The following is a 21486-nucleotide window of genomic DNA, read 5'->3' as shown; positions in this document are numbered from 1 at the left end:
GCGGGCCTGCCGGCCGTGGCCCGCGCGGGCCGGCCCGCTCAGTCGCGTACCAGCACGACGAGCTTCAGGTCCTCGCGGTGCGCGGGCTTCAGCGTGATCTGCTGGTACACGAGGCGGCCGTCGGCCGGATGGTCGAATTCGCGCAGCCCGCCTTCGCGTTCGAACACGTCCTGCGATGCCCAGTACTGCGCGAAGGCATCGCTGCCGGCGGTCAGCGCGTCGATCAGCGCGCGCGTCGGCGCGTCGGTCAGGTGGCGGATCGAATCGGCGCGGAATTCGGCCGCGAGCCGCCGCGCGCGGGTTTCCCAGTCGACGATCAGCGTGCGCGCGGCCGGCGACATGAACGTGAAGCGCAGCAGGTTGCGGTCGTGCTCGCCGTCGAGCCAGCCGGAAAAGAGCGCGGCGGCCGGCGCGTTCCATGCGAGCGCGTTCCATTGCCGGTCGAGCACGTATGCGGGCGTCGCGATCGCCGCGACGGTCGCGGCGAGCGTTGGCGGCAGATCGCCGCCTGCGACGTCGGGCTCGGCCGGGTCGCGCTGCGCGGCCAGCTCGAACAGGTACGCGCGCTCGGCCTTCGACAACTGCAGCGCGACGGCGATCCGGGCGAGTGCGTCGGCCGATGCGGACACCGGGCGGCCTTGTTCGATCCACGTGTACCAGGTCGGGCTGACACCGCACAGCTGCGCGACTTCCTCGCGCCGCAGCCCCGGCGTGCGGCGGCGCGGGCCGGGCGGCAGCCCGACGGCCTGCGGCGACAGCCGCTCGCGATGGGCACGGATGAATTCGCCGAGCGCACGGGCGGGCGTGGCGTCGAGCGGCGGGACGGAGGCGGAGGACGGCTGGTTCATGCGGAAGCGGCGAAAGGGAGGCGGGGACGCGGCAACGTTCAGACTAGTGGATCGAATACCAGAATAATTGCTTAACTTGTACTGGTACAGGCGCAGGCCTATTGTAGCGGCTCGCGCGCTGGCAGGGCAGCGGGCGTCCCACAAAACGTGTTGCATGGGGCCGGAATGCGCGCTGACGCATCCACGCCGGACGATTGCGCAAGAGAAAGGAGCGAACGATGAAACACCACGACCAGGTCGCCGACGCATTCGGCACGACGGCCGCCGCCTATCTGACGAGCACGGTTCATGCGACGGGCGCCGACCTGCAGACGCTCGCCGACGCGGTGAGCGCGACGCCCGATGCCGCGGTGCTCGATCTCGGCTGCGGTGCCGGCCATGCGAGCTTCGCGGTCGCGCCGCACGTGCACGACGTGGTCGCCTACGATCTCGCCGCGCCGATGCTCGCGACCGTCGAGGCGGCCGCGCGCGAGCGCGGGCTCACGAACATCCGCACGCAGCAGGGGCCGGCCGAGCGGCTGCCGTTCGACACGGCGACGTTCGACTGGGTCGTGAGCCGGATGAGCGCGCACCACTGGCACGACATGCGCGCGGCGCTCGCCGAGGTGCGCCGCGTGCTGAAGCCGGGCGGCCGCGTGCTGATGATCGACATCGCCGGCAACGACCACCCGCTCCTCGACACGTACCTGCAGGCCGCGGAAGTGCTGCGCGACGCGTCGCACGTGCGCGACTACCGCGCCGATGAATGGCTCGCGATGTTCCGCGAGGCCGGTTTCGACGCGCAGGTACACAGCCGCTGGCGGCTGCCGATCGATTTCGATACGTGGGTCGCGCGTATCCGCACGCCGGCCGACAGCGTGACCGGCATTCGCGCGCTGTGGGCATATGCGCCCGACGAGGTGCGCGCCTACTACGCGGTGCAGCCCGACGGATCGTTCGAGCACGACGCGCTGCTGATCGACGCGCATTGAACGACGCGGCGCGCCGCGGCATGAAAAAAGCCGCGATACGCACGTTCGCGTATCGCGGCTTTCACGATGCCGGCAGGCGCGGAGCGTGCCCGCGCCGCATGCGGATCAGCCGGTGTTGCGCAGGCCGGCCGCGATCCCGTTGATCGTCAGGTGAATCCCGCGGCGCAGCCGCGCGTTCGTGTCGCCCGCGCGGTGACGCTTGATCAGCTCGACCTGCAGGTGGTTCAGCGGATCGAGATACGGGAAGCGATTCTTGATCGAGCGCGCGAGCAGCGGGTTGGTCGCGAGGCGGCCTTCGTGCCCGGTGATTTCCGCGAGCGCCTGCGACGTGCGCTCCCATTCCGCGACGATCCGCTCGAACACGTGCTTGCGCAGCTTGCGGTCGGACACGAGCTGCGCGTAACGCGACGCGACCGCGAGATCGGTCTTCGCGAGCACCATGTCCATGTTCGACATCAGGTTCGAGAAGAACGGCCAGGTCTTGTTCATCTTCTTCAGCAGCGTGACGCGCTTCGTGCGTTCGGCGTCGTCCTGCGCGCTGTCGAGATACGCGCTCACCGCGCTGCCGAAGCCGTACCAGCCCGTCAGCAGCAGCCGGCACTGGCCCCACGAGAAGCCCCACGGAATCGCGCGCAGATCCTCGATCTTGCGCTGCTTCGGATCCTGCAGCTTGCGCGACGCCGGGCGGCTGCCGATGTTCAGCTCGGCGATCTCGGTGATTGGCGTCGACGAGAAGAAGTAGTCGGTGAAGCCCGGGGTTTCATAGACGAGCGCGCGGTACGCGGCCATCGCCGAATCGGACAGCGTCTGCATCGCGGCCTCGAACACGGGCAGTTGCGCGGGCGCGTTCGATTGCGGCAGCAGCGATGCCTCGAGCGTCGCGGCGACGACGGTTTCCAGGTTGCGGCGGCCAATCTCGGGGTTCGCGAACTTGCTCGCGATCACCTCGCCCTGTTCGGTCAGGCGGATCTGGCCGTTCACGGTGCCCGGCGGCTGCGACAGGATCGCCTGGTAGGTCGGGCCACCGCCGCGGCCGACCGTGCCGCCACGGCCGTGGAACAGCCGCAGCGTGATCTTGCGGTCGCGGAACAGGTCGACGAGCGCGAGCTCCGCACGATACAGCTCCCAGTTCGACGTGAGGAAGCCGCCGTCCTTGTTGCTGTCCGAATAGCCGAGCATCACTTCCTGCTCGGCGCCCTGGTGCGCGATCAGCGCGTCGATGCCCGGCAGTGCGAAGTATTCGCGCATGATGCGCGCGGCGTCGCGCAGGTCGGGAATCGTCTCGAACAGCGGGATCACCATCAGGCTGTTCCTCGCATCGCCGCCCGGCACGCCGAGCGCGCCTTCGAGCAGGCCCGTCTCTTTCTGCAGCAGCAGGACTTCGACGAGGTCGCTGACGGTTTCCGTATGCGAGATGATGTAGTTGCGCACCGCGCGCGCGCCGAATTGCGCGCGGACTTCGCGCGCCTTCTCGAACACGCCGAGCTCGCTCTGCGCGAGCGCCGAGTATTCGAAGTACGGCGAGCGCAGCGGGCGCGGGTCGGCGAGCGCGGCGAGCAGCACGCGCAGCTTGTCTTCTTCGGCGAGCGCCGCGTAGTTGGCCTCGACGCCCGCGCGCGCGAACAGCTCGGCGACCACCGCTTCATGGATGTCGGAGCTCTGGCGCAGGTCGATGCTCGCGAGATGGAAGCCGAACACTTCGGCCGCGCGCACGAGCGGCGCGAGGCGCGGTGCGGCGAGCGACGTGCCGTGGTGTTCGTCGAGCGACGCCGTCAGCACCTTCAGGTCGGCGACGAACGCTTCGGAATCCGCATACGGGATCGCGCGCACGGGCGGCGCGCCGCGGCCCGCGCTGCGCACGGGCACCGTGCCTTCGCCGAGCCGCACGCGCGCGCTCGCGGCGAGCCGCGTGTAGATGCCGATCAGCGCGCGGCGATACGGTTCGTCGACGCGGTGCGGCGACTGGTCGGGCGATGCGGCCGCGAGCGCCTTCACCGCGTCGTTCGCGCCGACGAGCAGGTTCGATACCGACAGCTCGGCGCCGAGCTTGTGCACCTGTTCCAGGTAGTGCTCGAGGATCACCGCGGCCTGGCGGTTGATCGCCTCCTCGAGCGTCGGCGCGGTCACGTTCGGGTTGCCGTCGCGGTCGCCGCCGATCCAGCTGCCCATCTGGAAGAATGCCGGCACGCGGGCGGACAGGCCGTGCTCGGCGAGCGCGGCCTCGATGTCGCCGTACAGCGCGGGCAGCTCGTCGAGGAAGGTCGCGCGGTAGTACGACAGCGCGTTCTCGATCTCGTCGCCGACCGTCAGGCGCGCGTCGCGCAGCATGCGGGTCTGCCACAGCGCGGTGACGCGTGCGCGCAGCATCGCTTCGTTGTACTGGCGCTCGCGCGCGGTCAGTTCCTGGTCGCGCTCGGCGAGCAGGCGCGCGATGTCGTGCTGCGCGTCGAGGATGCTCTTGCGCTGGACTTCGGTCGGGTGCGCGGTCAGCACCGGCACGATCAGCGCATCGTCGAAGAAGCGCTGCAGCAGACGCTTCGACGCGTTGCCGGTCGTCTTCAGCTGTTCGAGCGCGTACGCGACCGTACCCGGTTGCGACGCGGAGCCGGCCAGCGCGTGGATGCGGCGGCGGCGGTTGTGATGGCGGTCTTCCGCGATGTTCGCGAGATGCGAGAAATAGCTGAACGCGCGCACGACGCTCACCGTCTGCTCCGGCGTCAGCTTGCGCAGTTTCTTCTCGAGCGTCAGTGCGGCTTCGTTGTCGTCCTCGCGGCGGAACTTGACCGCGGTCTGGCGGATCGTCTCGACGACGTCGAATACCGTATCGCCTTCCTGCTCGCGCACGACGTCGCCCAGCAGGCGGCCGAGGAAGCGGATGTCTTCGAACAGCGGACGGTCCTTGTCTTCGCGCGTACGCGTGCCGGCCTTCGGCGCGGCGGCCTTGCGGGCAGCTGAGCCGGCGGCTTTCGTTGCGCGTTTTGTCTGACGTATCGGGTCTTTCGGTTTCGTTGCCGTTTTCGCACGGCCGTTCGCGGCGGTGGCGACGGTGTCCGTCGAGGCGTCGGAGGAGGACAGGGCAGCATTGCGGCGCGCCGTACGCGCCGATCCGGAAGACTTCACGATGGGTTTCCTTGGGAAAGCTCGAGTCAAAAGGAACTGCGAAAACTGCGGGAACTGCGGTCAAGCAACCAGCTACGTGCGGCACATCCGCACATCGGCGCCGCGACCCGCGCAGGGGCAGGCCGGGCGCAGGCTCCGGGCCCGGGCGGGCCGGGGCGTGCGTGCTACCATTGTTCGATCTTCAATCCCGTCCTTCGATGTTCCAGCAATGAATTCCGAGACCCCTGCGGCCGGGCCGCAACAGGCACAACCGCCCGCGACGTTGACGATTGCTTCGCGCGAGAGCCGCCTGGCGATGTGGCAAGCCGAACATGTGCGTGATGCGCTGCGCAAATTATATCCAGCTTGTGACGTGAAAATCCTCGGGATGACGACCCGCGGCGATCAGATTCTCGATCGCACGCTGTCGAAGGTCGGCGGCAAGGGCCTGTTCGTGAAGGAACTGGAGAGCGCGCTGGCCGACGGCCGCGCCGATCTCGCCGTGCATTCGCTGAAGGACGTGCCGATGGCATTGCCCGACGGCTTCTCGCTTGCCGCGATCATGGAGCGCGAAGACCCGCGCGACGCATTCGTGTCGAACGACTACGCGTCGCTCGACGCGCTGCCGGCCGGCGCGGTCGTCGGCACGTCGAGCCTGCGCCGCGAAGCGATGCTGCGTTCGCGCTATCCGCACCTCGAGGTCCTGCCGCTGCGCGGCAACCTCGACACGCGTCTCGCGAAGCTCGACCGTGGCGACTATGCGGCGATCATCCTCGCGGCCGCCGGCCTGAAACGCCTCGGCCTCGAAGCACGCATCCGCACGCTGATCGACGTCGAAGCCAGTCCGCCGGCCGCCGGCCAGGGCGCGCTCGGCATCGAGATCGCCGCGCATCGCGATGACGTCGCCGCGTGGCTCGCGCCGCTGCACGACCCGAAGACCGCGCTCGCGGTCGAGGCCGAGCGGATGGTGTCGCGCGCACTCGGCGGCAGTTGCGAGGTGCCGCTCGCCGCGCACGCGGTGTGGCGCGCGGGTGAACTGTATCTGACTGGCCGCGTGTCGACGACCGACGGCAAGCGCGTGCTGACGGCCGAGGAGTGCGGCGCCGTGATGACCGTCGCCGATGCGCTCGCGCTCGGCCGTGCGGTATCCGACGAACTCGAGGCGCAAGGCGCGCTCGACATCGTCCAGGCGCTGCTCGCGGGCTCGCAGGCCGCCGGCAAGGGCGACGCCTGATGGCGGGCGGCGCGCGCGCGTTCACCGCTGTCCTGACGCGTCCGGACGGTCAGTCCGACGCGCTTGCGTCGCAACTGGCCGATGCCGGTTGCGACGTGCTCGAATTCCCGCTGATCGACATTGCGCCGGTCGACGATCCGGCGCCGCTCGACGCCGCGTTCGCGGCGCTCGCCGACTACGCGCTCGTGATTTTCGTGTCGCCGAACGCGATCGACCGCGCGCTCGCGCAGTACGGCGCGATCTGGCCGAATGCGCTGCCGGTCGGCGTGGTCGGGCCCGGCAGCGTCGCGGCGCTCGCGCGTCACGGCATCGCGGCGCCCGCGCATCGCGTGATCGCGCCGCAGGCGCCGGCCGACGGCGGCGTGCCCCATTACGATTCCGAAAGCCTGTTCGCGTGCATCGAGACCGCGTTCGGCGGCGTGCAGGCGCTGACGGGCAAGCGCGTGCTGATCGTGCGCGGCGACGGCGGGCGCGAATGGCTCGCCGACCGGCTGCGCGAGGCCGGCGCGGACGTCACGCTCGTCGCCGCATACCGGCGCGTCGTGCCGGAGCCGCGCGTCGGCGCGTGGGAGCGCGTGCACGCGCTGCTCGACGGCCAGCCGCACGCGTGGCTCGTCACGAGTTCCGAAGGCGTACGCAACCTGCACGAACTCGCACGGGCACACCTGAACGATGCCGAGATCGACGCGCTGAAGCATGCGCCGCTCGTCACGCCGCACCCGCGGATCGAGCAGACCGCGCGCGCACTGGGTTTTGATAGGATTACGCTGACCGGCGCGGGCGATGAGCGCATCGTCCGCGCGTTTCGAACGATGGCCGACGAGGCCGTCCAACCGGCGACAGCCGCACCGGTGACTAAACGCATGACAGATACCAACGATTCCAAAAGCGTCGCATCCCAGCCGGCCGCTGCATCCGCACCGCCGTCCCGTCCCGCCTATATGGCGTCCGAACCGCCCGCGCGCCGCGGCGGCAGCGCGGTGCTGTGGTTCGTCGTCGTCGTGCTTGGCTGCGCGGCCGGTGTCGGCGGCTACGCGCTGAACCGCAAGATCGACCGGCTCGACGGCACGTTCGTCACGCGCCAGAAGGCGCTCGACGCGCAGACGGCCGAAACGCGCATGAAGACCGAGCAGGCGCTTGCCAGCACGCACCAGGTCGACACGCAGCTCGCACAGCTCGACGGCAAGCTCGCCGACGCGCAGAGCGCGCAGCAGGCGCTGCAGCAGCAATACCAGGACCTGTCGCGCAACCGCGATGCGTGGATGCTCGAGGAAGTCGACCAGATGCTGTCGAGCGCGAGCCAGCAGCTTCAGCTGACCGGCAACACGCAGCTCGCGCTGATCGCGCTGCAGAACGCCGACGCGCGCCTCGCCACCTCGCAGAGCGCGCAGGCCGTCACGGTGCGCAAGGCGCTCGCGCTGGACATCGAAAAGCTGAAGGCCGCACCGGCGGCCGACCTCACGGGCCTCGCGATCAAGCTCGACGACGCGATCGCGAAGATCGACGCGCTGCCGCTGTCCGGCGAGGCGATCGTCCCGCACGAAGCGCCGAAGGCCGCGCCGGCCGAAGCCGCATCGTCGGCGGTGGCCGGCGAGCCGCGCTGGAAGGTGTGGTGGCACGACTTCTCGGCCGGTCTCGGCCAGCAGTTGAAGGGGCTCGTGCAGGTGCGCCGGATCGACAACGCGGACGCGATGCTCGCGTCGCCCGACCAGGGCTACTTCGTGCGCGAGAACGTGAAGCTGCGCCTGCTCACCGCGCGGCTGTCGCTGCTCGCGCGCAATGACGGCGCGATGAAGGCCGACCTGCACGCCGCTCAGGCGTCGCTCGGGAAGTATTTCGACCAGGCATCGAAGGACACGCAGACCGTCGAGGATCTGCTCAAGCAGGTTGACGGTGCATCGCTGACGGTTGCGGTGCCGAACCTGAACACGAGCCTGAACGCCGTTCAGCAGTTCAAGAGCCGGGGGTAACGATGACGCTTCGAGGAATCGTCTGGCTCGCGGTCCTGTTCGCGATCGCCGCGGCACTCGCCACCGTCGGCCATTTCGACGCGGGGCAGGTGCTGCTCGTCTATCCGCCGTACCGGATCGACGTGTCGCTGAACCTGTTCGTGATCGCCATCGTCGTGCTGTTCATCGTCATGTACGCGCTGCTGCGCATCGTGCGCAACATCTGGCGCATGCCGCAGCGGGTCGCCGCGTATCGTGCACGCTCGCGCAACGAGAAGGCACAGGCGTCGCTGCGCGACGCAATTTCGAACCTGTACGCAGGCCGCTTCTCGCGTGCGGAGAAGGCCGCGCGTGAAGCGCTGACGGTCGATGCGAATCTCGGCGCCGCGAGTCTCGTCGCGGCCACCGCCGCGCACCGGATGCACGAGTACACGCGCCGCGACGACTGGCTGTCGAAGGTCGATGCACCTGAGTGGCAAGATGCACGGCTGCTCGCGGCGGCCGACATGCGCGCGGATGCGCGCGATGCCGACGGCGCACTCGCCGCGCTGGCCGACATGCAGGCCGGCGGCAAGCGCATTCATGCGCAGCAGGTTGCGCTGCGCGCGCAGCAGCAGTTGAAGAACTGGGCCGAGGTGCTGAAGCTTGCGAAGGCGCTCGAGAAGCGTGAGGCGTTGCATCCGGCCGCGGCCGTGCGGCTGCGCCAGCAGGCGGCGGAAAACCTGCTGCGCGAACGCCGGCACGACCCGGACGCGCTGCTCGAGGTGTGGCAGTCGCTGTCGCCGGTCGAGCGTCAGTCGCCGCGTCTGGCCGATCTCGCGGCCGACCTGCTCGTGCCGCTCGAGCGTCGCAACGAAGCACGCCGCATCGTCGAGGACGCGCTCGCGCACAACTGGGATGCACGCCTGCTGCGCCGCTACCCGGACACGGCCGGCGCCGATGCGCTGCCGCTGATCCAGAAGGCCGAAGGATGGAAGAAGGATCACCCGGACGATGCCGACCTGCTGTTCGCGCTCGGCCGCCTCTGCCAGCAGCAGCAGCTCTGGGGCAAGGCGCAGTCGTTCCTCGAATCGGCGCTGAAGCTGGCCGACAACGAGGCGCTGAAGGTTCGGGCCCATCGCGCGCTTGCTCGCCTGTTCGAGCATCTCGGCGAAACCGACAAGGCCGCGAAGCACTATCGCGAAAGCGCGCTCGCGATCACCGTGGTCTGACGCGGCGCTACGCTGCAAAAAGCCCCGAACGCCAAGCGGCCTTCGGGGCTTTTTCGTCCGTTACGCGCCGAGCCTGCGCAGCAGGTCGTCCTCGCTCGCGACGAACCACACCGACTTCCCGCGATTGGACTCGCGAACGAGCGCGCGCAGCGCTTCGCTGCGCGTGAGCCAGCGATCGATGTCGCCGACCACGCCGAGCCGGACGCCGTAGTTGACGAGCTTCTGCAGCACGGCGCCGGCCAGCCCGCTGTCGAGCCGGTAGAAGTCGTCGTGCAGCGTGTCGGCGGGGACCGCGATCCAGTCGGCTTCGTGCTCGTGCGCAAGCGCGACGAGCTCGAGCGCATCGCTTTCCCGCTGCACGAGGCCGGCGGAAGGGTCGCGGACCAGCACACGGCTGCCGGCTGCCTGAACGATTCGATGGGGCATGTCGAGGGTTTCCGTCGACGCGAGAAACGCGAGTATGGTGTCGCGCTGTCCGCGGATGAAGTGGGGCTGCTCGGGAAGCAACCGGACGTGCGCGTGCGGCACGAGACGTGTCAGGCGGTCGCGCGTGTCGCGTGAATCGAGCATCACATCGCGGCCGCCGACGATCGCCAGCACGCGCATGGACAACGTGCGGAGCGTAGCGTCGTCGAATACCGGAATCGGTTCGAGGCGAGGGCGAAACCCGCGATCGACAGCGCGCATCAGTGCGAGCGCGTCACGCTCGGCCGGCGTCGACGCGGGCGGCAGACGGCCGAGCACGCGCCGTCGCACGCACGCGCGCCCGGCATCGCCGAGCAGCAACAGCGGCAGCGCCCACCACAGAAACGGCTTCTGTCGGCCGATGCCGGACGGGCAGAGCAGCGCGAGCCGCGTCACGCGCGCGGGCCGCCGCAGCGCGAAGTCGAGCGCCGTTCGCGCACCGAGCGAGATGCCGACGAACGCGGCGCGCGACACCTGCAGGCCGTCCAGCACGTCGTCGAGCCACTGCGCGTACGCGTCACCCGCGAGCGGCGGCCGCGACGGCGCGCTGGGCCCTGCTTCGCCGATCACGTCGATCGCGTAGAGCCGGAAGTGCTTCGACCAAACGGCCGCGTAATGTTGCCAGCTTGCCGCTGTCGTCTGCGCGCCGTGAATCAGCACGACCGGCGGCGCGTGTTCCGGGCCACAGGCGATCACATGCGTCGCGCCCTGGCGCGTTTGTATCGTGACGCGCCGGTGTCCGGCCGGCCAGTGCGATAGCGCGGCCGCGTACGCGGCGCGAATCGCGCGGGCGTGGCGGGGCGACCGGAAGATCGCGCTCATGTCCCGCTTTTCTGCAGCAGCATGTCGAGCGACGACATCAGCGCCGCCGTGTCGGCCGGCGTCGCGGCGACGACGACCTTGACCACGCTTGCAGCGGGGTCGAACGTGACGTCGATCCGCACGGGTTCGACATACGACGTGCGGCCCGCCGCCATCGCATGCAGCGAGCGCGACAGGTACTGGTGCATCGACTGAGACGCGTCCGGAATGTCGACGATGCTGGTGACGCGCACCGCGCGCGGTACGGGCGCGGCCGGCTCCGTTTGTGCGAACGCGGCGAGGTCCGTGTCGAGGATGCGGTACGCGCGGCCGACCCGCGTCGCGCGCAGCTTGCCGTCGCGAATGAACCGCAAGACGGTTTTCGGGTGGACGCGCAAGCGGGCGGCAGTGTCTTCGACGGTGTGGAACATGGTTGGTGAATACATTCCCTGAATGTCCTTTATTGTTCCATGTGTAAAGGACAATAAGGGAATAATTTGGTGAATAAGGTGTCATCATCCAGCCGGCGTAGCATCCGCCCGATCCGGGTCGCGCCTGTCCGGAATTGAAAACGCCCCGGCGACCGGAGGGGTTCCGGTCGCCGGGGCGTTTCGGGAGCCGGCGGTCGGCCGGCGTGTCCGGTGCGCCGCTATGCGCCGCGCGTCACTTGTCGACCAGCCGCTTCGGCACCGACAGCGCGAGCAGCCCGCCGAGCACGAGGAACGCGGCAAGCATGACCATGCCAGCATTGTTGGCGCCCGTCGCCTGCTTGAGCCAGCCCATCATGTACGGGCTCAGGAAGCCGGCGAGGTTGCCGATCGAGTTGATCATCGCGATGCCGGCCGCGGCCGCCGTGCCGCCGAGGAACGCGGTCGGCAGGCTCCAGAACAGCGGCAGCGTCGTCAGGATGCCGATCGTCGCGAGCGTGAGGCCGAGCATCGCGAGCGCGGTCTGGTGCGCCCAGATCACCGACAGCACGAGCCCGAGCGCGCCGATCGCGGCCGGGATCGCGAGGTGCCAGCGGCGTTCGCGGCGCTTGTCCGCGCTGCGCGCGATCAGGATCATCGCGACCACCGCGGCCGCATACGGAATCGCCGACAGCAGGCCGATCATGATCGTGTCGGTCACGCCCGTCGCCTTGATGATCGTCGGCAGCCAGAAGCCGACGCCGTAGAGCCCCATCACGAACGAGAAATAGATCAGCGCCATCAGCCACACGCGCGGGCTCGACATCACGGCGCCGAGCGGCAGGTCTTCCTTGGTCGCTTCCTCCGCGTCGACGTTGCGGGTGAGCAGCGCCTTTTCCTCGTCGGTCAGCCACGTCGCCTTCGCGATTCGCTCGTCGAGCTTGAAGAACACGAGCACGCCGACCAGCACCGACGGGATACCTTCGAGCAGGAACAGCCATTGCCAGCCGTGCCACCCGCTCTTGCCGTCGAACGCCTTCAGGATGAAGCCCGAGAGCGGTCCGCCGATCACGCCGGACAACGCGACTGCCGTCATGAAGAACGTCGTCATCCGGCCGCGCCGGTGCGCGGGGTACCAGTACGTGAGGTAGAGGATCACGCCGGGGAAGAAGCCTGCCTCGGCGACGCCGAGCAGGAAGCGCATCACGTAGAACATCGCGGGCGTCGTGACGAACATCGTCAGGATCGAGATCACGCCCCAGGTCGCCATGATGCGCGCGATCCACACGCGCGCGCCGACCTTGTGCAGGATGATGTTGCTCGGCACTTCGAAGAGGAAATAGCCGAAGAAGAAGATCCCGGCGCCGAGCCCGTACACGGTGTCGCTCAGGTTCAGGTCGCTCGCCATCTGCAGCTTCGCGAACCCGACGTTCACGCGGTCGAGATACGCGACCACGTAGCACAGCAGCAGGAGCGGCACCAGCCGCCACGACACCTTGCGATAGGTTGCTTCCTCGAATGCGCCGGACGAGCCCGGCAGCGACTGCGTCGATGTTGCCATGTTGTCTCCTGTCGATCGAAGTTAGCGCTTTAGCGGTTACTTGGATCCCATGCACCGCTGTCCTTGTAGTTGGCTGGACAAGGCGTATCGGCGCCTTGTCCGGTGTCGTGCAAAGCAATGCGCGTGTGTCGTTGCGGTTGCCGGCCGCGGCACGTCGCGGCAACGGGGATACCGCTAGATGCAGCGCCCGCCGTCGACTTCGAGGCAGACGCCGGTGATGAATTCGGCTTCGTCGGATGCAAGATAAAGCGCCGCGTTCGCGATGTCCTGCGGCGTCGAGAAGCGGCCGAGCGGGATCGTCGCGAGGAAGCGGCGGCGGTTCTCGGGCGTGTCCTCGCAGCCCATGAACTCGGTCATCAGCGCCGTCTCGCCGAGCACGGGATTGATGCAGTTCACGCGGATGCGGTCGGCGCCGAGCTCGGCCGCGAGCGACTTGCTCGCGGTGATCATCGCGCCCTTCGTACTGTTGTACCAGACGAGGCCCGGGCGCGGCCGCACGCCGGCCGTCGACGCGACATTCACGAACACGCCGCCGCCCTGTTCGCGGAAATACGGCACGAAGGTCTGCACGCACCAGAACAGGCTCTTCATGTTGACCGCGTACACGCGGTCGAACTCGGCTTCCGTCACGTCGAGTACGGGTTTGTTGCGGTGCGTGGTGCCCGCGTTGTTCACGACGATCTGCACCGAGTGGAAATCGTCGAGCGTGGCCTGCAGCAGCGCATGCCAGTCGTCCTGCTTCGACACGTCGCCGGCCACCGCGATCGCCTTGCCGCCCGCGAGCGCGATCTCGCTTGCGACGCGCTCGGCCGCCGCACCGTTCAGATCGTTGACGACGACGTTCGCGCCTTCGCGCGCATACGTCTTCGCGATGCCTTCGCCGAAACCCGAGCCGCCGCCCGTGACGATGGCCGTCTTGCCGCTCAACCGCATGGTGTGTCTCCTGTGCTGGTGATGAGAGTCGTCGTGCATCGATCGGCGGCCGGGCGCTGCCGGCCGCGTGTCGCGTGCCGCGCGTTCAGCCGTGGCGGATCGCGATCGTCTTCAGCGCGGTGAAGCCGTACAGTGCCTCGAAGCCTTTTTCGCGGCCGTGGCCCGAGTGGCCGACGCCGCCGAACGGCAGCTCGACGCCGCCGCCCGCGCCATAGTTGTTGATGAACACCTGGCCCGCGCGCAGGCGTCGTGCGAGCCGCATCTGGCGCGCGCCGTCGCGCGTCCAGATGCCCGCGACGAGGCCGTACGGCGTGCCGTTCGCCAGCGCGACGGCTTCGTCTTCGTCGACGAAACGCATCGCGGCGAGCACGGGGCCAAACACTTCCTCCTGCGCGAGGCGGTGCGACGGCGGCACGTCGCGCAACAGCGCGGGCGCCTGGTAGAAGCCGCTTTCGGGGGCATCGGCGACGACCTGACCGTGCGCGGCCATCGGAATGCCGTCGTGCTGCGCGTCGGACAGGAAATCCCACACGCGCTGTTGCTGCTTTGCGTTGATCAGCGGGCCGCAGTCGAGATCGGCGCGACTCGGGCCGACGCGCAGCCCGTTGAACGCGGTGGCGAGGCGCTCGACGAGCGGCTCGTACACCGCGCGCTCGATCAGCACGCGGCTGCCGGCCGAGCAGGTCTGCCCGCCGTTCTGCACGATCGCCGACACGAGCACGGGCAGCGCCGCTTCGAGATCGGCATCGGCGAACACGATCTGCGGCGACTTGCCTCCGAGTTCGAGCGTGACGGGCACGTGGTTCTCGGCTGCCATCTGCGCGACCAGCTTGCCGGTGGCCGGTGACCCCGTAAACGAGATGTGGTCGATGCCCGGATGGCGCGCGAGCGCGGCACCGGCTTCATGGCCGTAGCCGGTGACGATGTTGAGCGCGCCGGCCGGCAGCCCGGCTTCGGCGGCGAGTTCGGCGACGCGCAGCACGGACAGGCACGCATCCTCGGCCGGCTTGACGACGCAGGCGTTGCCGGCCGCGAGCGCCGCGCCGACGCTGCGCCCGAAGATCTGCATCGGGTAGTTCCACGGCACGATGTGGCCCGTGACGCCGTGCGGCTCGCGCACCGTCAGCACCGTGTAGCCGGCCTGGTAGGGGAGGGTTTCGCCGTGCAGCTTGTCGGCGGCGCCCGCGTAGAACTCGAAGTAGCGCGCGAGCGCGGCCGCGTCGGCGCGCGCCTGCTTCAGCGGCTTGCCGGTGTCGCGCGCCTCGATCGCGGCGAGTTCCTCGATCGAATCGGTCACGCGCGCCGACAGCCGCATCAGCACGCGGCCGCGCTCGGCGGCGCTTTTGGCGCCCCACGGGCCCGCGAACGCGTCGCGGGCCGCGGCGACCGCGCGCTCGATGTCGGGCGCGGTGCCGCGCGCGATCGTCGCGAACGGCTGGCCGTCGGAAGGATCGACGACCGCGATGGTTTCCAGTTGCGCGGGCAACGTCCATTCGCCCGCGATGAAGTGCTTCGCCTCTTCCATGCCTGCTCCCGTGTACCCGGGTTGGCGCTTCAGCGCCGACGCCGATTCCATGCAACGCGGCCGGTGGTTCGACAGCCGACCCATCCGGAACGATTATCGCGCCGATCGTCATCCGGACGCCACCGGTCGATTGGCTATAATGGCGCATTCCCTTGGGGGACGCCCGCGCCGGTGCATCGGCCGCGGCGCCCTGTCCCGAATTCCCATCGACCTACAGAGAGTGCTCATGAGCTTCAATCATGTTCCGGCCGGCAAGGACCTGCCGCAAGATTTCAACGTGATCATCGAGATTCCCGCGCAAAGCGACCCGGTGAAGTACGAGGCGGACAAGGAACTGGGCCTTCTCGTCGTCGACCGCTTCATCGGCACGGGCATGCGCTATCCGGTGAACTACGGCTACATCCCGCAGACGCTGTCGGGCGACGGCGATCCGGTCGACGTGCTGGTGATCACGCCGTTCCCGCTGCTGGCCGGCTCGATCGTGCGTTCGCGCGTGCTCGGCATGCTGCAGATGACCGACGAGTCGGGCGTCGACGCGAAGCTGGTTGCCGTGCCGCACGACAAGGTCTGCCCGATGACGGCGAACCTGAAGTCGATCGACGACGTGCCCGAGTACCTGAAGGACCAGATCAAGCACTTCTTCGAGCAATACAAGGCGCTTGAGAAGGGCAAGTGGGTGAAGGTCGAAGGCTGGGCCGGCATCGAAGCCGCGCACAAGGAAATCACCGACGGCGCAGCGAACTACAAGAAGTAAGCGGCGTACCGGCCGACGGCCGGTTCGTACCGAACGCAAACCGCGCGTGTCTCCTCAGGAGGCCGCGCGGTTTTGTTTTGTGCGCGGGGTGGTCTTCTTTCGTGCGCGGGCGGAGGTCGGCGCAGGCAGCGCGGTGGCGTTCGGAGCGCTCCCCGCACGTTTCGCGCTCGTTGCGCGGCGGGTGGCGGGGACGGGAGTCGCCGGGGTTTCGACTGCGTCGGTGGTGGCTTTTGTTGGCGATGCACGTCGGCGCGCCGGTGCGGAAGCGACGTCGGTGCGCGGCTTTGTGGCGGACTTGCCGCCGGGTGCCGGCGCTTTCTGCTTCGGTGCGGCTCTTGTGGCCTTCGTGGTCTTCGTGACCGGCCTGCCACGCGACGCGGTCGTTTTCAATTCGGCAGCGCCGTCGTTCTTCGCACGCTTCGTGGCGGGCGTGGTCTTTGCCTTCGTGGGCGCCTGCGCGGCTTGCCCGCGTTTCGCGGTCTTTGCGGGCGCCGATGCTTTTCCGGCCTTCGCGGCTTTCTTGAGGGGCTTGTCCGTTTCAGCGGCCTGCGTCGCGCTGTCGGCAGACTGCGCGTTCTCCTTTGCCTTCTTCCGCCCGCGCGTACCGGCCTTCAACCCGGCCGCATCGACGTTCCCGTCGATCGACATCCCGGCCGGCAACACCGATTCGAGCGTCCGAATCCCGGCCGCCAGCTCGCGTTTCTGCGCGGCGGTGAGCCGCTTCACCCAGTACTCGGCCCGCGATGCGATCGACCGGTCGGGCAGCGGAAACGACGCGAGCACCGCGCGCGGCTTGCGCGAGCGCGTGTAGCGCGCGCCCTTGCCGGACGCGTGCTCGTCGAAGCGCGCGGCGACGTCGGTCGTGATGCCCGTGTAGACGCTGTCGTCGGCGCATTCGATCAGATACAGAAACCAGGACATGGCAGGGCGGCGGGATGCGAAGCCGCCAGTGTCTCAGAAAAGGCGCGCGTCAACGCCATCGATCGCCGTGCCCGTCGCGGAAACGGCTCGGTGCCGCACCGAGTTCGCGCGTGAAGAAGCGCGTGAACGCGCTCGTCGAACGGAAGCCGACGCGCACGCCGATCTCGCCGATCGGCAGTTGCGTATTCAGCAGCAGGTCGCGTGCCTCGCCGAGCCGCGCCTGCGCGACGAGCGCATGGAACCCGACCGCCTCGCGATGCAGCCGCCGGCGCAGCGTCCAGCGCGACATCGCGAAGCGCGTGCATACGTGCTGCATCAGCGTGTCGGTCGGTGCATCGGTTTCGTCGGCGGTGCGCAGCCAGTCGCGTACGCATTGCTCGACCGACGAGCCGAACGTCGAGCGTACGCGCACACGTTCGCGTGCGGCGTCGGCCGCATGGCGCTGGATGCCGGCGAGCGGCGCGTTGTAGCGCTCGAACGGCGTGTCGAAGTGCGCGGAACGCAGCACGATGCGGTTGTGTGCGGCATCGAACGACACCGGTGCGCCGAGCATGTCGCGCAGCGCGGCGGCCGGTGCGAATGCGCGGCCGGCGAATTCGGCGTCGCCGATGCCTACGTGCGGATCGTAAAGGCGTGCGAGCGCTGCGAGGATCGCGAGGTTCGCGAACGCGCTGCCCGCATGCCGGCCGTCGCCTTCGTTCACGTATTCGAGCGCGATCGCGTCGCCGTTCTCGTGCGCGAACACCCAGTCGACATTGCCGATCAGCTCGCGATAGCGCAGGTAGCCGTGCAGCGCGTCGCGCAGCGTCGTCGCGTTGCACGTGATGCCCGCGAGCTCCGGAAACGGCACGAGCCACGGCACGACTTGCGGCGGTGGCCGATGCCACGACAGCGGCCAGCCACTCGTGAGCCGCATCGCGGCGACGTGCCGGTCGCCCGCGACGCGGCGCGTGTCGTCGGCGAGCTCGGCCGGCCCGATGCCGAGCGTGTCATACAGCGGCGCGAGATCGATACCGTTCGCGCGCGCGTCTTCGCACAGCCAGCGGTAGATCCGGACGGATACCGATTTCTGTTGCAACTCCATGTCTGTCCCCCTTCGTCATGCCGTTCGGGTTTGTCCCCGCTGCGAGAGGTCAACGCATGCTCCTGCCGGTCAAGCGTGGTGACCGGTCAATTTTTAGACTCGGACGCTGGAGTTAAGCCACAAGTACAACAGATCGATTCAGGAGGATCAATGAAAACTTCGCTGTTCCGGTGTTCGACGATTGCGTCCGCGTGCGCGCTCACGGTGCTGCTCGCGTCGTGCGGCGGCGACGACATCCACGCGGGCCCGACCGCGCCGGCCGATCCCGATGCGACGGCCGACCAGCGCGCGGCCGCGCTCGTCGCGCAACTGACGACCGACGAGAAGCTGCAGCTCGTGCACGGCACGGGCCTGCCGGCGCTCGATCTGGGCGGCCCGTTCCCGGCCGACGCGCTGAACGGCGCAAGCTACATCCCGGGCGTGCCGCGGCTCGGCATTCCGGCGGTCAGCAGCGCCGATTCGGCGGGCGGCGTGAACGTGAAGAACGCGCGCGTGACCGCGCTGCCGGCGCCGGTCGCGCTCGCGGCGACGTGGGATCCGGCGCTCGCGGGCACCTACGGCACGCGCATCGCGCTCGAACTGCGCGCGCTCGGCTTCGCGGAAGGGCTCGGCGGCGGCGTGAACCTTGCGCGCGAGCCGCGCAACGGCCGCACGTTCGAATACATGGGCGAGGATCCGGTGCTCGCAGGCACGCTGAGCGCCGCGCGCACGCAGGCGACGCAGGCGCAGAAGGTGATCGCGACGATCAAGCATTTCGCGTTCAACGATCAGGAAACCAACCGGATGACGATCGATTCGGTCGTCGACGAGCGGACCATGCGCGAGGCCGAACTGCTCGCGTTCGAGATCGGCGTGAAGGACGGCCAGCCGGGCAGCGTGATGTGCTCGTACAACAAGCTGAACGGCGTGTATGCGTGCGAGAACCCGTATCTGCTGACCACGGTGCTGAAGAACGAATGGGGTTTCAAGGGCGTCGTGCAGTCGGACTGGGGCGCGACGCATTCGACCGTCGCGGCCGTGCAGGCCGGGCTCGACGAGGAACAGCCGGGCGCGGCCGACGACGGCAACGCGCCGCTCGGCTCGTTCTTCAATACGAAGCTGCGTGCGGCGCTGCAGGCCGGCAGCGTATCGGCCGCGCGGCTGAACGACATGGTGCAGCGCAAGCTGCGCACGCTGATCCGCATCGGCGTGATGGACGCACCGCCGAAGCCGGGCGGCGCGATCGACGAAGCGGCTGGCAACGCCGATGCGCTCGCGATCGCGCGGCAATCGGCGGTGCTGCTGAAGAACGCGGCCGCATCGGGCGATGCGCAACCCGTGCTGCCGCTCGCGGCCGGTGCGCTCAAGTCGATCGTCGTGATCGGCGGTCATGCAGACGTGGGCGTATTGTCGGGCGGCGGCTCGGGCGCCGTGCCGGCGATCGACGGCAACGCGGTGACGACCTGCCAGCAACCGGCCGACACGTTGTTCGGCGGTTGCGCAACCTGGTACAAGTCCGCGCCGCTCGCGGCGATTCGCGCGAAGGCGCCGAATGCATCGGTCAGCTATCTCGACGGGACCGACGCGAATGCCGCGGCGACCGCCGCCGCGCAGGCCGATGTCGCGATCGTGTTCGCGACGCAGTGGCAGACGGAAGGGCTCGATCTCGCGAGCCTGTCGCTGCCCGATGCGAAGGCCGATCCGTACAACCAGCAATACGACCAGAATGCGCTGATCGCGGCCGTCGCCGCGAAGGCGAAGCGCGTGATCGTCGTGCTCGAGAACGGCAGCCCCGTGCTGATGCCGTGGCTCGCGAACGTGCACGGTGTGCTCGACGCGTGGTATCCGGGTGCGCAGGGCGGCCAGGCGATCGCCGACCTGCTGTTCGGCGACGCGAACCCGTCGGGCCGGTTGCCGCTGACGTTCCCGAAGCAGGAAGCCGACCTGCCGCAGCCGACGATCGATCCGTCGCGCACGCAGACCGTCTATGCGGAAGGGCTCGCGTACGGCTATCGCTGGTTCGACGCGAAGGCGATCGAGCCGCTGTTCCCGTTCGGCTACGGGCTGTCGTACACGACGTATGGGTTATCGGCGATGTCTGCACGGGCCGATGCGTCGGGCAACGTGACGGTCGGCGTGACGGTGACGAACACGGGCGCGCGGGCCGGTGCGCAGACGGTGCAGATCTACGCGGCGCTGCCCGCGTCGCTCGGCGAACCGCCGAAGCGGCTTGTCGGCTGGACCAAGGTCGCGCTGCAGCCGGGCGAGGCGCGCACGGTCAGCGTCGCGGTGCCGGCGCAGCGCTTCGCGGTCTGGGATGCGAACGCGCATGCGTGGCGGATCGGCGCGGGCAGCTATACGCTGTCGGCGGCCGCGTCGTCGCGTGATCCGCAGGCGCTGTCGCAGGCGGTGACGCTCGCCGCGCACTGAACCGGGGGCGGCCGTGCGGCATGCGGCGAGGCCGGTCGTGGCCTCGCCGCATGCCGGTGTGCCGGCCGATGCTACGCGCTGCCGCGCCGGAACGGATCGTGTTCGCGCAGTTCGTCGACGTACGCGTGGATATGCTCGGTCTCGCGTTCGAGAAAGCGCGCGACCGCATCGGAAAACGCCGGGTGCGCGAGCCAGTGCGCCGAGTGCGTGACGGTCGGCAGGAAACCGCGCGCGAGCTTGTGTTCGCCCTGCGCGCCGCCTTCGAAGGTATCGAGCCCGGCCTCGATGCAGAATTCGAGCAGCTGGTAGTAGGCCGTTTCGAAATGCAGGCAGGGCACGTGCTCGATCGCCCCCCAGTAGCGGCCGTACAGCGTGCCGCCGCCGTGCTCGCCGCGCCGGTACACGGCGAGCGCGCTCGCGATCGGCTTGCCGTCGGCTTCCGCGATCACGAGCAGCAGGTTCTCGGGCATCGTCGCGCCGATCGTGCGGAAGAATTCGAGGTTCAGGTACGGGCTCGAATAGTGCTCGCGGTAGGTCTGCCGGTAGCAGCGCGAGAAGAAGCGCCAGTCGGCGTCGGTGATTCGATCGCCGGTCAGCCGCCGGAACGTCACGCCTGCGTCGTGCACCTTGCGCCGCTCCGCGCGGATGTTCTTGCGCTTCTTCTGCTCGAGCGTGCCGAGGAAATCGTCGAAGTGGCGGTAGCCGTCGTTGAGCCAGTGGAACTGCACGCCTTCGCGCAGCATCATCCCCATCGATTCGAGGAGCCGCGCTTCGTCGCCGGTCGGGAACAGCACGTGCAGCGACGACACGTCGCTCTGCTCGGCGAACGCGAGCAGCGTGGCCGCGAGCCGGCGGCGCGCGTCGTCGTCGGCCGCGAGCAGCCGCGTGCCCTGCACGGGCGTGAAGGGCACCGCGCACAGCAGCTTCGGGTAGTAGGGCAGGTCGTTGCGCTGGTACGCGTCGGCCCACGCCCAGTCGAATACGTATTCGCCGTACGAATGCTGCTTCGCGTAGACGGGCGCGGCGGCCGCCAGGCGGCCGGTGCGCTCGTCGGTCAGCGTGACGAAGTGCGGCGACCAGCCGGTATCGTCCACCGCGCAGCGCGCGACGTGCAGTGCGTCGAGGAATTCGTGGCGCAGAAACGGCGTCGGCTGCGCGTCGCGGGCGAGCAGCGCGTTCCATTCGTCGGCCGGTACCTCCGCGGGGGACGACAGGATGCCCGTGCGATAATCGATGCGTTCGTGTTTCAAGCGTGAATCCGTACCGTTGGATGTTGCCGGATGCGTGCCGCTATGGCCCGCGTCCGGGTCGATT

16 protein-coding genes are annotated in these 21486 nt (G+C 68.9%); 6 read left to right on the top strand and 10 right to left on the bottom strand.

The window, feature by feature from the left end; translation table 11 throughout:
- Window positions 1-38: 38 nt before the first annotated feature.
- Window positions 39-848, bottom strand: coding sequence for a helix-turn-helix transcriptional regulator (locus KEC55_RS12830; RefSeq protein WP_166961089.1), 810 nt, complete (start codon window positions 846-848; stop codon window positions 39-41).
- Between the two features lie 218 nt (window positions 849-1066).
- Here KEC55_RS12830 and KEC55_RS12825 point away from each other — a divergent pair, with 218 nt between their 5' ends.
- Complete coding sequence (locus tag KEC55_RS12825) at window positions 1067-1819, top strand: class I SAM-dependent methyltransferase (RefSeq protein ID WP_282505757.1); 753 nt, start codon at window positions 1067-1069, stop codon at window positions 1817-1819.
- A 105-nt stretch (window positions 1820-1924) separates the two neighbouring features.
- Here the strand turns inward: KEC55_RS12825 and ppc are convergent, their stop codons facing one another.
- A complete protein-coding gene (gene ppc, locus KEC55_RS12820; protein WP_282505756.1) occupies window positions 1925-4939 on the bottom strand; it encodes a phosphoenolpyruvate carboxylase in 3015 nt (1004 codons plus the stop codon).
- 208 nt (window positions 4940-5147) lie between these two features.
- On the opposite strand from ppc, the gene hemC reads away from it, so the two are divergent.
- Genes hemC through KEC55_RS12805 form a run of 3 tightly spaced genes read left to right on the top strand, consistent with a single transcriptional unit; the run spans window position 5148 to window position 9312 of the window.
- The gene (gene hemC / locus KEC55_RS12815; protein ID WP_282505755.1) at window positions 5148-6152 is read left to right on the top strand and encodes a hydroxymethylbilane synthase; all 1005 of its coding nucleotides are present in this window, start codon (window positions 5148-5150) and stop codon (window positions 6150-6152) included.
- The gene (gene hemDX, locus KEC55_RS12810) at window positions 6152-8122 is read left to right on the top strand and encodes a fused uroporphyrinogen-III synthase HemD/membrane protein HemX (protein WP_282505754.1); all 1971 of its coding nucleotides are present in this window, start codon (window positions 6152-6154) and stop codon (window positions 8120-8122) included. Before hemC ends, hemDX begins: the two co-directional genes overlap by 1 nt.
- A gap of 2 nt (window positions 8123-8124) precedes the next feature.
- Entirely contained in the window at window positions 8125-9312 is a 1188-nt protein-coding gene (locus KEC55_RS12805; RefSeq protein WP_282505753.1) for a heme biosynthesis protein HemY, read from the top strand.
- Between the two features lie 60 nt (window positions 9313-9372).
- Here KEC55_RS12805 and KEC55_RS12800 read toward each other — a convergent pair whose 3' ends face one another.
- From KEC55_RS12800 to KEC55_RS12780, 5 genes are all read right to left on the bottom strand, one after another.
- Window positions 9373-10599 (bottom strand): alpha/beta fold hydrolase, encoded by a 1227-nt coding sequence (locus KEC55_RS12800; RefSeq protein WP_282505752.1) that lies wholly within the window; start codon window positions 10597-10599, stop codon window positions 9373-9375.
- On the bottom strand, window positions 10596-11009 hold the full coding sequence (locus KEC55_RS12795; RefSeq protein WP_348995451.1) for a helix-turn-helix domain-containing protein: 414 nt from the start codon (window positions 11007-11009) through the stop codon (window positions 10596-10598). The genes KEC55_RS12800 and KEC55_RS12795 overlap by 4 nt, the downstream gene beginning before the upstream one ends.
- Before the next feature lie 232 nt (window positions 11010-11241).
- Entirely contained in the window at window positions 11242-12546 is a 1305-nt protein-coding gene (locus KEC55_RS12790) for an MFS transporter (RefSeq protein WP_282505750.1), read from the bottom strand.
- Window positions 12547-12720: 174 nt separating this feature from the next.
- Window positions 12721-13479: an SDR family oxidoreductase gene (locus tag KEC55_RS12785; protein WP_282505749.1), complete on the bottom strand. Its 759-nt coding sequence runs from the start codon at window positions 13477-13479 to the stop codon at window positions 12721-12723.
- An 85-nt stretch (window positions 13480-13564) separates the two neighbouring features.
- The gene (locus KEC55_RS12780) at window positions 13565-15004 is read right to left on the bottom strand and encodes an aldehyde dehydrogenase family protein (RefSeq protein ID WP_282505748.1); all 1440 of its coding nucleotides are present in this window, start codon (window positions 15002-15004) and stop codon (window positions 13565-13567) included.
- 226 nt (window positions 15005-15230) lie between these two features.
- Here KEC55_RS12780 and ppa point away from each other — a divergent pair, with 226 nt between their 5' ends.
- Window positions 15231-15758, top strand: coding sequence for an inorganic diphosphatase (ppa, locus tag KEC55_RS12775; RefSeq protein WP_011352863.1), 528 nt, complete (start codon window positions 15231-15233; stop codon window positions 15756-15758).
- Between the two features lie 54 nt (window positions 15759-15812).
- On the opposite strand, the gene KEC55_RS12770 is transcribed toward ppa, so the two are convergent.
- Both KEC55_RS12770 and KEC55_RS12765 read right to left on the bottom strand, forming a co-directional pair.
- A complete protein-coding gene (locus tag KEC55_RS12770) occupies window positions 15813-16679 on the bottom strand; it encodes a GIY-YIG nuclease family protein (protein WP_282505747.1) in 867 nt (288 codons plus the stop codon).
- Between the two features lie 49 nt (window positions 16680-16728).
- Entirely contained in the window at window positions 16729-17763 is a 1035-nt protein-coding gene (locus KEC55_RS12765; RefSeq protein WP_282505746.1) for a helix-turn-helix transcriptional regulator, read from the bottom strand.
- Window positions 17764-17913: 150 nt separating this feature from the next.
- Here KEC55_RS12765 and KEC55_RS12760 point away from each other — a divergent pair, with 150 nt between their 5' ends.
- Window positions 17914-20172, top strand: coding sequence for a glycoside hydrolase family 3 C-terminal domain-containing protein (locus KEC55_RS12760; protein ID WP_282505745.1), 2259 nt, complete (start codon window positions 17914-17916; stop codon window positions 20170-20172).
- 71 nt (window positions 20173-20243) lie between these two features.
- On the opposite strand, the gene KEC55_RS12755 is transcribed toward KEC55_RS12760, so the two are convergent.
- Window positions 20244-21422, bottom strand: coding sequence for a GNAT family N-acetyltransferase (locus KEC55_RS12755; protein ID WP_282505744.1), 1179 nt, complete (start codon window positions 21420-21422; stop codon window positions 20244-20246).
- Window positions 21423-21486: the final 64 nt, after the last annotated feature.

The sequence above is a fragment of the Burkholderia cepacia genome (genome assembly GCF_029962485.1).
Taxonomy (GTDB): Bacteria; Pseudomonadota; Gammaproteobacteria; order Burkholderiales; family Burkholderiaceae; genus Burkholderia.
The sequence above is the reverse complement of the archived record's forward strand: the minus strand, read 5'-3'. Positions and strand labels throughout refer to the sequence as shown.